Genomic DNA, 9622 nt, shown 5'->3' on the forward strand with positions numbered 1-9622 from the left:
GGCGCGCCCCGCCCGGGAGCGCCGCGCCCGGGCGCTTCTCCCGGCAACATGCCCCCTCGTCCCGGCGGTGCCGCCGGTGGGCCGCGTCCGCCGCGGACCGGCGCGCCCCGTCCCGGCGGTGCCCGCCCCGGCGGCGGTCGCCCCGACGGTGGCGGCGGTAACTACCGCGGCGGTGGCGGCGGCGCTGGCGGCGGTGTCGGTGCCGCGCCCGGCGCCGGTGGCGGCGGCTTTCGCGGCCGTCCGGGTGGCGGTGGCGGCGCGGGCCGTCCCGGGCAGCGCGGCGGTGCCGCCGGCGCGTTCGGCCGTCCCGGCGGCGCGCCACGTCGCGGCCGCAAGTCCAAGCGGGCCAAACGGGCCGAGTACGAGAACATGCAGGCGCCCGTCGTCGGCGGCGTACGGCTGCCGCACGGCAACGGCGAGACGATCCGGCTGGCCCGCGGCGCGTCGCTGAGCGACTTCGCCGAGAAGATCGACGCCAACCCCGCGTCACTGGTGCAGGCGCTGTTCAACCTCGGCGAGATGGTGACGGCGACCCAGTCGGTCGGCGACGAGACGCTTGAGCTGCTGGGCAGCGAGATGAACTACAACGTCCAGGTCGTCAGCCCCGAGGACGAGGACCGCGAGCTGCTGGAATCCTTCGACCTGTCCTACGGCGAGGACGAGGGCGGCGAGGAGGACCTGCAGGTCCGTCCGCCGGTGGTGACCGTCATGGGCCACGTCGACCACGGTAAGACCCGGCTGCTGGACACGATCCGCCAGGCCAACGTCCGCGAGGGCGAGGCCGGGGGCATCACCCAGCACATCGGCGCCTACCAGGTGAGCGTCGGGCACGACGGCGTGCAGCGGCCGATCACCTTCATCGACACCCCGGGCCACGAGGCGTTCACCGCCATGCGGGCCCGCGGCGCCAAGGCCACCGATATCGCGATCGTGGTGGTGGCCGCCGACGACGGCGTGATGCCGCAGACGGTGGAGGCCATCAACCACGCGCAGGCCGCCGACGTGCCGATCGTGGTGGCGGTCAACAAGATCGACGTGGAGGGCGCCGACCCGGCCAAGATTCGCGGGCAGCTCACCGAATACGGTTTGGTGGCAGAGGAATTCGGCGGTGAGACGATGTTCGTCGACATCTCGGCCAAGCAGGGCACCAACATCGAGCAGTTGCTCGAGGCGGTGCTGCTGACCGCCGACGCCGCCTTGGACCTGCGGGCCAACCCCGAGATGGAGGCCCAGGGTGTGGCGATCGAGGCGCACCTGGACCGCGGTCGCGGGCCGGTGGCCACGGTGCTGGTGCAGCGCGGGACGCTGCGCGTGGGCGACTCGGTGGTCGCCGGCGACGCCTACGGCCGGGTCCGCCGCATGGTCGACGAGCACGGCGAGGACGTCGAGGAGGCGCTGCCGTCGCGTCCGGTGCAGGTCATCGGCTTCACGTCGGTGCCCGGGGCCGGTGACAACTTCCTCGTCGTCGACGAGGACCGCATCGCCCGCCAGATCGCCGACCGGCGCAGCGCGCGCAAGCGCAACGCCCTGGCCGCGCGCTCCCGCAAGCGGATCAGCCTGGAGGACCTGGACTCGGCGCTGAAGGAAACCAGCCAGCTGAACCTGATCCTCAAGGGCGACAACGCCGGTACCGTCGAGGCGCTGGAAGAGGCTCTGATGGCGATCCAGGTGGACGACGAGGTGGCGCTGCGCGTCATCGACCGCGGGGTCGGTGGCATCACCGAGACCAACGTCAACCTGGCGTCGGCGTCGGACGCGGTGATCATCGGCTTCAACGTGCGCGCCGAGGGCAAGGCCACCGAGCTCGCCAACCGCGAGGGCGTCGAGATCCGCTACTACTCGGTGATCTACCAGGCGATCGACGAGATCGAGCAGGCGCTGCGCGGGATGCTCAAGCCGATCTTCGAGGAGAAGGAGCTGGGCCGCGCCGAGATCCGGGCGATCTTCCGGTCCTCCAAGGTCGGCAACATCGCCGGCTGCATGATCATCTCCGGCGTGGTGCGCCGCAATGCCAAGGCCCGGCTGCTGCGCGACAACATCGTGGTCAACGACAAACTCGCGATCAGCTCGCTGCGCCGGGAGAAGGACGACGTGACCGAGGTTCGCGAGGGCTTCGAGTGCGGTATGACGCTCGGCTATTCCGACATCAAGGAAGGCGACATCATCGAGTCCTACGAGCTGGTGGAGAAGGAACGCACCTGACCACCGCCGACGATGCAGAACGAAGTGATGAGGAGGAGGCGGTGAATCGACCACCGCCGACGATGCAGAACGAAGTGATGAGGAGGAGGCGGTGAATCGAAATGCCTGATCCCGCCCGCGCGCGCCGGCTGGCCAAGCGGATCAACACGATCGTCGCCTCGGCGATCAAGTTCGAGATCAAAGATCCGGGATTGGCCGGGGTGACGATCGTCGACACGAAGGTGACCGCCGACCTGCACGACGCCACCGTGTACTACACGGTGCTGGGCCCCACCCTGGATGACGAGCCGGATCACGACGCCGCCGCGGCCGCGCTGGACCGGGCCAGGGGCATGCTGCGCACCAAGGTCGGGGCGGGCACCGGGGTGCGTTTCACCCCCACGTTGACGTTCGCCCGGGACACCACGTCGGACACCGTGCACCGCCTGGACGAGTTGCTCGCCCAGGCGCGCGCCGCGGACGCCGATCTGGCGCGGGTCCGGGTGGGGGCCGAGCCGGCCGGGGAGGCCGACCCCTACCGCGACCGGGCGTCGGGCGACGACGCAGGCGCCGATGACAGCGGTGAGGGCGATCGATCCCGGGGCTGACGTGGCCGTCGAGGTGGCCAACGCCCCGCGCGCAGACGCACGGGGCCTTTCCGTGGACGCGCCCGGCGCCGCCGGGCTGCTCTCGGGTGCCGCGACGATCGCGGTGATCTCCCACGTCCATCCGGACGCCGACACTCTCGGCGCCGGGCTGGCGCTGGCCCTGGCGCTGGATGCGCGCGGCAAGCGCGTCGAGGTCAGCTTCGCCGCGCCGGCCACGCTGCCGGAGTCGCTGGCGTCGCTACCCGGATGCCACCTGCTGGTCGCCCCCGACGCGATGCGAGCCGACGTCGACCTGGCCGTGACCGTCGACGTCCCGAGCGCGAAGAGGCTGGGCGGGTTGTGCGGGCTGGCCACGTCGGCCCCGCAGCTGCTGGTCATCGACCACCACGCCTCCAACGAGATGTTCGGCACCGCGAATTTCGTCGACCAGTCGGCGGATTCCACGACGATGATGGTCGCCGACCTGTTCGACGCGTGGGGCCAACCGATCGACCGGGACATCGCGCACTGCATCTACGCCGGGCTGACCACCGACACCGGTTCGTTCCGCTGGGCCAGCGCCCGCGCGCTGCGGCTGGCGGCCCGGCTGGTCGAGATCGGCGTGGACAACGCCACGGTCAGCCGGACGCTGATGGACACCCATCCGTTCGTGTGGCTGCCGCTGCTGTCGCGGGTGCTGGGCTCCGCGCGGCTGCTGCCCGACGCGGTCGGCGGCCGGGGGCTGGTGTACGCGGTCGTCGACAACCGGGACTGGGTGTGCTCGCGGGCCGAAGAGGTCGAGAGCATCGTCGACATCGTGCGCACCACGCAGCAGGCCGAGGTGGCGGCGGTCTTCAAGGAGGTCGAGCCGCGGCAGTGGTCGGTGTCGATGCGGGCCAAGGACGTGGACCTGGTCGCGGTCGCATCCGGTTTCGGCGGCGGGGGTCACCGGCTGGCGGCCGGCTACTCGACCACGGGCCCGATCGGCGACGTGGTGGCGTCGCTGTGCGCGGCGCTCGGCTGAATTCGATTGCCCGACTCCTTCGCACCTCGCCGTGCGAGCTGCTTCGTCGCCGGGCTGAATTCGATTGCCCGACTCCTTCGCACCTCGCTGCGCGAGCTGCTTCGTCGCCGGGCTAGAACGCCCAGCTGCCGGAGCGCTGCAGAACGAAACCGTGGGCGCCGCTGGTGGTGTCCAGGCAGGCGACGAGATTGTCGCCGCCCACGACGCACGTCACGTTCAGGTAAGACAACTTATGGCCCAGGCCCAACAATTTGCCGCTCGAGGGCAATGCGGCGGGGCTGCCGTCGCAGCCGCCGTAGGACATGCGGCTCAACTCGTAGCCGGGTCCCTTGAAGGTCACGGACCCCACCACGCAGTCGCCCGGTCTGGTATGGCCCCCGCCGGGGAAGGGAACGTCGCTCATCCCCGGCATGTCGCCGCTGCACCGGATGTCCTGTGAGGGAAGCGGGGCGGGCGCCGGCCCGCCGTAGAAATCGCACACCAGGTTGTGCGGGGTGGAGAAACTGACCCGGGGGGACGTGCCCGGGCCGGCCGTGGTGAGGTAGCCGTCCGCGGGGACCGCGCTGAAATCGTCGAGGTCGGGGAACCCGGGCGGGGGCTGGGCCGCCGCCCGCGGCGCGGCGGCCGCGATCGCGACGGCCGTCGCGGTGGCTGCCACCAGCGCCAGTGCGCCGGGCGCCCGCGCGGTCAGACCGACGACACCATGCAACGATGCCTCCTGCGCTCCCGAACCTCTGCTGTGGTTGTAGGGATCGTATTGGCTTTCGCGGTCCGTGGCGATCCTGGGCCGCCGCGGACCAACGCCGGCCTAACGCACCTGCGCGCGCCCGCGCCGCAGCACCGCCTCGCGGTTGGCGGCGATGTCCTCGCCGGTGGTCCGGTACTGCCGCGCGGCCATGGCTTCCAGCCACAGCCCCGCGCCGGTCTGATCCTCGTCGATCCGGTGGTAGGACGCCAGCAACGCCCGCACCGCGCCCTGGTTGTTGCCGACGATGGACGTCGCCGCACCCCGGGCCGTGCTCAGCAGCCGCTCGTGCGGCACCACCTCGGTCACCAGCCCGGCGCGCAGCGCGTCGTCGGCGGACAGGTAGTCACCGGTCATGCTCATGCGCCGGGCCATCCCGACGCCCACCTTCTGCGGCAACCGCACGCTCAGCCCCCAGGTGGGGAGCAGGCCGACGCGCGCGTGCGTGTCGGCGAAGCGCGCGTGCTCCGAGGCGATCAGGATGTCGCAGTACAGGGCCAGTTCCAGTCCGCCGGTGACCGCGGCGCCGTTGATCGCGCCGATCACCGGCTTGGTCATCGAGGGCCACCGCGGCGAGATGTCGGGAAGCGCCGACCGCTCGCCGAGCTCCTTGAGGTCCAGGCCCGCGCAGAAGACGGGGTCGGCCCCCGTCACGATGACGACGTCGACGTCGGTGTCGGCCTCGGCGTCGGCCAGCGCCTCGAAGAACCGGTCCCGCAACGCCGTGGACAGCGCGTTGCGCGACTGCGGCCGGTTGAGTGTCAGGGTGCGGACTCGGTCTTCGGTGTCGATCAGCAGGATGTCGTCGGTCATCACCTCACCGTAGTCAGTGGCTTCCGGCGGCGACCGCGCACACCCTGCCGACCGGTAAACTGACATGATGACCAGAACCATGACCGCTACCGAGGTGAAGGCCAAGATTCTTGCGTTGCTTGACGAAGTGGCGGTGGGCGGGGAAATCGAGATCACCAAACACGGCCGTGCGGTAGCCCGTCTAGTACCAGCGCCCGGGTCCCACGCTCTCAAAGGTCGGTTGTCGGGAGTGGCGATGACGGCCGCCGACGAAGGCCAACTCTTCACCACCGGGGCGTCCTGGAACGCCTCATGACAACGGTGCTGCTCGACTCGCACGTGATCCATTGGTGGTCAGCAGAACCGGGCCGCCTCAGCAAGGTAGCCAGCCGGGCTGTCGAAGAGGCCGACGAACTTGCGGTCGCCGCGATCACATGGTTCGAGCTGGCTTGGCTCGCCGAGCACGAACGCATCCAACTGACGATTCCCATGCGTTCGTGGCTTCAGTTGCTCGCCGAGCATGTCCGCACCGCCGGCATCACCCCATCGGTCGCCGCCACCGCGGTGTCGCTCCCGTCGTCGTTTCCCGGCGATCCGGCCGACCGGTTGATTTATGCCACCGCCGTCGAACATGGCTGGCGCCTGGTGACCAAAGACCGTCGCCTGCGCAGCCATCGGCATCCGCGCCCGGTCACGGTCTGGTAGGCGCAGGCCGCGCCTATCGTTGAAGACATGTGCCGGAACATCACCGAACTGCACGGTTTGCAGCCGGCGACCACGGCCGAAGAGATCGCGGCGGCGGCGCGTCAGTATGTGCGCAACGTCAGCGGCATGGCCCACCCGTCGCCAACCAGTGCCGAGGCGTTCGAGGCTGCGGTAGTCGCGGTTACCGAAACGACGACGCGATTGCCGGCGGCTTTGCCGCCGCGGCGCCAGCCGCCCAAGACTGTCCCGCCGTTGCGTCGGCCCGAGGTGCTCGTCCGGCTGGCCGGCGCGAAATGACCTCCACCGCGAAGACGCCCGCGCTCAAGGAGTGGAGCGCGGTCGTGCACGCGTTGCTGGACGGTCGCCAGCGGGTGCTGCTGCGCAAGGGTGGCATCGGGGAGAAGCGCTTCGAGTTGGCGGCCCGGGAGTTCCTGCTGTTCCCGACGGTCGCGCACAGCCACGCCGAGCGCGTCCGCCCCGAGCACCGCGACCTGCTCGAAGCCGCCGCCGCGGACAGCGCCGACGACCACCTGGTGGTGCGGGCGGCAGCGAAAGTTGTTGCCGCACAAGAGGTCAACCGGCCAGATGGGCTCCCCGCGATCGAGGACCTGCACATCTGGACGGCGGAGTCGGTACGCGCCGACCGGCTCGACTTCCGGCCGAAACACAAACTGGCGGTGCTGGTGGTGTCGGTGATCCCGTTGTCCGAGCCCCTGCTACTCGCCCGCGCTCCGGAGTACGGGGGCTGCACCAGCTGGGTGGAGCTGCCGGTGCAGCCGGCACTGGGGGACGCCGTTCATGACGAAGCGGCGCTATCCGAGGTCGCCGGCCGGGTCCGCGACGCGGTCGGCTGAAAGTCGTGCTGACCCACCGTGGGCAGCGGCCGAAAGCGCCTGTTGGCGTCAGCCGCCGGCCGGCGAGCGGGCCACGACTTTCCCGGGAACCTTGCTCGCTAGGCCGTTGAGGCCGTGAGCGCTCAACGTCCCCATCAGCGACTGGGCGAACGGGGTCTGCGGCATGCTCCAGGCCTGCGACATCGTCGGGCTGGCCGCGGCGACCTGCGGTAGCACCGGCGCGGGTTATTCCCTGGGCGGCGGCCGTCGACCAGGCTCGCGGGACCGAGAGCCCGCTCAGGTTGGTGGCGTGGGCCGGCTGGGCCGTGACGGTCGATTCCCAGCCGCGCAGCCGGCCGGCGCTCCCGCCGACGACCGCTTGCAGCTTGCCCTCCAGAAATTGGCTGACGCTGGCCAACAGCCCCTGGCCGCCGGCCAGGCCGCTCGAGTTGGCCGCCGAGTTGCCCATGCACATGAACATGCGTGCCGGCATGCTGCCGATCATCGCGCCGTAGCGGCCGGCCTTCGCCCGACCGGCCAACGTGCCCGCCGCCTGTGACGCGCTGGCCGGCTGGACCGCCGCCGTCCGCACCGCGGCGCGGTAGCCGCTCATCATTGCGGCGTCCTGGGCCCACATCTTCAGGTCGTCGGCCTCGGTCGCGGCGATGGCGGGAGAATTCTGCCCGAAGATGTTGGTGGACAACAAGGCCGCAAACAACGCGCGGTTCGCTGCAACCACCGGTGGGGGCACCGTGAGGGCATGGGCGGTTTCGAACGCTGCAACTCCGGCGCTGGCTTGGGCGCCCGATTGGGCCGCCGCCGCGGCCGTGGCGGTCATCCACGAGACGAAGGGGCCTGCCGCATTCGCCATCGCCGTCGGGCCCGACCATCCGCTGGTCGGATCCGCCACGCTCGATTGATCAGACGCGGCCGTCGCGTACAGGTCGGTAGCCAGGCCTTCCCAGGCTGCCGCGGCTTCGGTCAGCGGCCCGGCGCCGGGCCCGGTGTGCATCAGGGCCGACAGCACTTCCGGGGGGAAGAAGGAGAAGAACATGGATGTCCCACCGTCCTAACGTGTGACCGCCGCATCGAGGTTTTCCGTGATGGCGTAGTCGGCGGCGCCGGCGGCCGGCGCCCCGACGAACGACTCGTGGATCTGGTTCGCCAGCGACGCCACCGTTTGATCTGCAAGTCCGTGACTGGCCGAGTGCGCTCCCCGCAGCGCCGAAAACCACTCCGCGGCAGTGGGTGCCACCTGCGTCGTCGGTGGCTCTGCGGCCGCGTTGGAGCTGACCATCGACGGCCCGATCAGGGCTGGCCTGCCAGCCGAGGTGCCCAGTAAATCCGGCAACGTGACCAAAAAGGACACAATCAACCTCCTGGTCAACAAATCGGTAACCTTGGACGACGAAAAGCCATCTGCCGCAGCCGAGTTCAGGGCCTGTGTCCGGATTCGCGGCCAAGGTCTGTTGCGAATCGCATCAGAGTGCTGCAATGAAGTTGCGCTGACCGGAGTCTTGCCGCTCAGCAGTCATCCGGCGGCGAATACGTCGGCACCGCAGCGACGAAAGCCCGACGATAAGCCGCGGCGAGGTCTGCAGGGGTCCTCGGTGACGACGGCGGCCGGCCCGTCGTCGTGGCACCTGCGGCATCGGCGTTTTCGGCTTTCATCAGCCCATGTGGGGCGGGCGCCGCGCGATCGATGAAGGTGCCGTTGGCGAAGAGCGCCACCGACGACAACGCCCACTGGCGCTCTGCGCCGACGCCGGGCCCTGCCCTGCGGTCGTCTTCGCCCGGTTCTTCGTCGACCCGGACCAGCCCGCCGTCCTCCTCGTCGGTGTTCGGCCTCACGGTTCGGGAGCCACAAGGTTTCTGCGGTTTCTTGTGCGGTGCCGATTCGGTCCCGCTGAATGCATGACGACGTGTAGCTATTGGCGTAAGTTATGAAAACGATCGGCGTGGAGTAGACCGTGCGTTGAGTAGACATGGACTGCCCGGTGTGGCCGGGCCGGTGTTTCGCGTTAGGTGTGTGGGATGTCTGGTGGCGGGCGGAAAAACCAGCGGCGCCGTGTTGGATGGGGTCCCACTTCGCGTCGGTTTGTCGGCATGGGGGCCACGGCGGGTGTGTTGTCGGCGGGTGTGTTGTCGGCGGGTGTGTTGTCGATGGCGGCGTGGGCTCCGGGTGCGGGGCTGCCCGCTGCACGCGCTGACGTTCTGGATGTGATCCTCCAGCCGATCATCGACGCGACCGTTTCCGGGCTGGGGACGGCGACGGCTGATCTGGGCGGGTTGGGTGGTGATGTCGCGACGACGGTCGGGACCGATCTGAGTACCGGGCTCACCGACTCGCTCGATGTGGCCATGGTTTTGGACGCCACTTTTGCTGAGGTGGGTAACCATCTGGACGTGGCCACCATCGCGGCGAGCCAGGATTACATCAACAGCCCCGCCGGGCAGGCGCTGGACTCGGCCCTCAACGAGCCGTCGGTGTTGTTGTTCGGGCGGGACCTGATCGGCAACGGTGTCAATGGATTCACCGGGGGCAACGATTCGCTGCTGGGCAGTTCGGGGTTGTTCGGCAACCTCAGCGACGGCGGATTTCTGATGGGTGATGGGGGCACCGGTGCGGCCGGTGTGGCCGGTGTCGATCATGGTGCCGGCGCGGTGGGAGGGTCTGCGGGGCTGATCGGTACCGGTGGTACCGGTGGTGGTGGCGGCGTCGACGGCGGCGTTGGTGGGGCCGGCGGTGCGGGTG

Annotated in this window: 13 protein-coding genes and 2 pseudogenes; 9 read left to right on the plus strand and 6 right to left on the minus strand. The window is 70.0% G+C overall.

Annotated elements, in window-relative coordinates; translation table 11 throughout:
* The 3 genes from infB to FPZ47_RS24550 all read left to right on the plus strand — a co-directional run.
* Window positions 1-2202: translation initiation factor IF-2 (infB, locus tag FPZ47_RS24540; RefSeq protein WP_145039656.1), on the plus strand; the 2202-nt coding region annotated here is incomplete at its 5' end.
* Between the two features lie 101 nt (window positions 2203-2303).
* Entirely contained in the window at window positions 2304-2789 is a 486-nt protein-coding gene (rbfA, locus tag FPZ47_RS24545) for a 30S ribosome-binding factor RbfA (RefSeq protein ID WP_144956294.1), read from the plus strand.
* Entirely contained in the window at window positions 2764-3792 is a 1029-nt protein-coding gene (locus FPZ47_RS24550) for a DHH family phosphoesterase (protein WP_425461837.1), read from the plus strand. The genes rbfA and FPZ47_RS24550 overlap by 26 nt, the downstream gene beginning before the upstream one ends.
* A 112-nt stretch (window positions 3793-3904) precedes the next feature.
* On the opposite strand, the gene FPZ47_RS24555 is transcribed toward FPZ47_RS24550, so the two are convergent.
* Entirely contained in the window at window positions 3905-4501 is a 597-nt protein-coding gene (locus FPZ47_RS24555; protein WP_144956288.1) for a hypothetical protein, read from the minus strand.
* Between the two features lie 99 nt (window positions 4502-4600).
* A complete protein-coding gene (locus tag FPZ47_RS24560; protein ID WP_144956285.1) occupies window positions 4601-5350 on the minus strand; it encodes an enoyl-CoA hydratase in 750 nt (249 codons plus the stop codon).
* A 79-nt stretch (window positions 5351-5429) separates the two neighbouring features.
* Here FPZ47_RS24560 and FPZ47_RS24565 point away from each other — a divergent pair, with 79 nt between their 5' ends.
* The 4 genes from FPZ47_RS24565 to FPZ47_RS24580 are packed head-to-tail and all read left to right on the plus strand — an operon-like array spanning window position 5430 to window position 6888.
* Window positions 5430-5645: a type II toxin-antitoxin system Phd/YefM family antitoxin gene (locus tag FPZ47_RS24565; RefSeq protein ID WP_144956300.1), complete on the plus strand. Its 216-nt coding sequence runs from the start codon at window positions 5430-5432 to the stop codon at window positions 5643-5645.
* Entirely contained in the window at window positions 5642-6034 is a 393-nt protein-coding gene (locus tag FPZ47_RS24570) for a type II toxin-antitoxin system VapC family toxin (protein WP_144956281.1), read from the plus strand. The genes FPZ47_RS24565 and FPZ47_RS24570 overlap by 4 nt, the downstream gene beginning before the upstream one ends.
* 27 nt (window positions 6035-6061) lie before the next feature.
* Complete coding sequence (locus FPZ47_RS24575) at window positions 6062-6331, plus strand: DUF2277 family protein (protein WP_144956278.1); 270 nt, start codon at window positions 6062-6064, stop codon at window positions 6329-6331.
* Window positions 6328-6888, plus strand: a complete 561-nt coding sequence (locus FPZ47_RS24580) for a DUF1802 family protein (RefSeq protein ID WP_144956275.1) — start codon at window positions 6328-6330, stop codon at window positions 6886-6888. Before FPZ47_RS24575 ends, FPZ47_RS24580 begins: the two co-directional genes overlap by 4 nt.
* A gap of 48 nt (window positions 6889-6936) precedes the next feature.
* On the opposite strand, the gene FPZ47_RS28615 is transcribed toward FPZ47_RS24580, so the two are convergent.
* Window positions 6937-7104 carry a hypothetical protein gene (locus FPZ47_RS28615; protein WP_168209557.1) on the minus strand — a complete coding sequence of 56 codons (168 nt, stop codon included), beginning with the start codon at window positions 7102-7104 and terminating at the stop codon, window positions 6937-6939.
* 149 nt (window positions 7105-7253) lie between these two features.
* Here FPZ47_RS28615 and FPZ47_RS30305 point away from each other — a divergent pair, with 149 nt between their 5' ends.
* Window positions 7254-7382, plus strand: a complete 129-nt coding sequence (locus FPZ47_RS30305; RefSeq protein WP_281291904.1) for a hypothetical protein — start codon at window positions 7254-7256, stop codon at window positions 7380-7382.
* Window positions 7383-7498: 116 nt separating this feature from the next.
* On the opposite strand, the pseudogene FPZ47_RS30795 reads toward FPZ47_RS30305, so the two are convergent.
* The 3 genes and pseudogenes from FPZ47_RS30795 to FPZ47_RS24595 form a co-directional block, all read right to left on the minus strand.
* Window positions 7499-7921, minus strand: a pseudogene (locus tag FPZ47_RS30795) (PPE family protein); the annotation flags it as partial.
* A gap of 15 nt (window positions 7922-7936) precedes the next feature.
* Window positions 7937-8236, minus strand: coding sequence for a PE family protein (locus FPZ47_RS28620; protein WP_168209558.1), 300 nt, complete (start codon window positions 8234-8236; stop codon window positions 7937-7939).
* Window positions 8237-8391: 155 nt separating this feature from the next.
* Window positions 8392-8718, minus strand: coding sequence for a hypothetical protein (locus tag FPZ47_RS24595; protein WP_144956269.1), 327 nt, complete (start codon window positions 8716-8718; stop codon window positions 8392-8394).
* Window positions 8719-8973: 255 nt separating this feature from the next.
* On the opposite strand from FPZ47_RS24595, the pseudogene FPZ47_RS24600 reads away from it, so the two are divergent.
* A pseudogene (locus FPZ47_RS24600) lies at window positions 8974-9622 on the plus strand (hypothetical protein); the annotation flags it as partial.

Origin of the sequence: Mycobacterium helveticum, from assembly GCF_007714205.1 — a bacterium.
In the GTDB taxonomy this organism is placed as follows: Bacteria; Actinomycetota; Actinomycetes; order Mycobacteriales; family Mycobacteriaceae; genus Mycobacterium; species Mycobacterium helveticum.

Bases quoted from the DNA above. Each gene is read 5' to 3' on its own strand.
- rbfA (WP_144956294.1), top strand. From the start codon at position 2,304: ATGCCTGATCCCGCCCGCGCGCGCCGGCTGGCCAAGCGGATCAACACG.
- FPZ47_RS24560 (WP_144956285.1), bottom strand. From the start codon at position 5,350: ATGACCGACGACATCCTGCTGATCGACACCGAAGACCGAGTCCGCACC.
- FPZ47_RS24565 (WP_144956300.1), top strand. From the start codon at position 5,430: ATGACCGCTACCGAGGTGAAGGCCAAGATTCTTGCGTTGCTTGACGAA.
- FPZ47_RS24570 (WP_144956281.1), top strand. From the start codon at position 5,642: ATGACAACGGTGCTGCTCGACTCGCACGTGATCCATTGGTGGTCAGCA.
- FPZ47_RS24575 (WP_144956278.1), top strand. From the start codon at position 6,062: ATGTGCCGGAACATCACCGAACTGCACGGTTTGCAGCCGGCGACCACG.
- FPZ47_RS24580 (WP_144956275.1), top strand. From the start codon at position 6,328: ATGACCTCCACCGCGAAGACGCCCGCGCTCAAGGAGTGGAGCGCGGTC.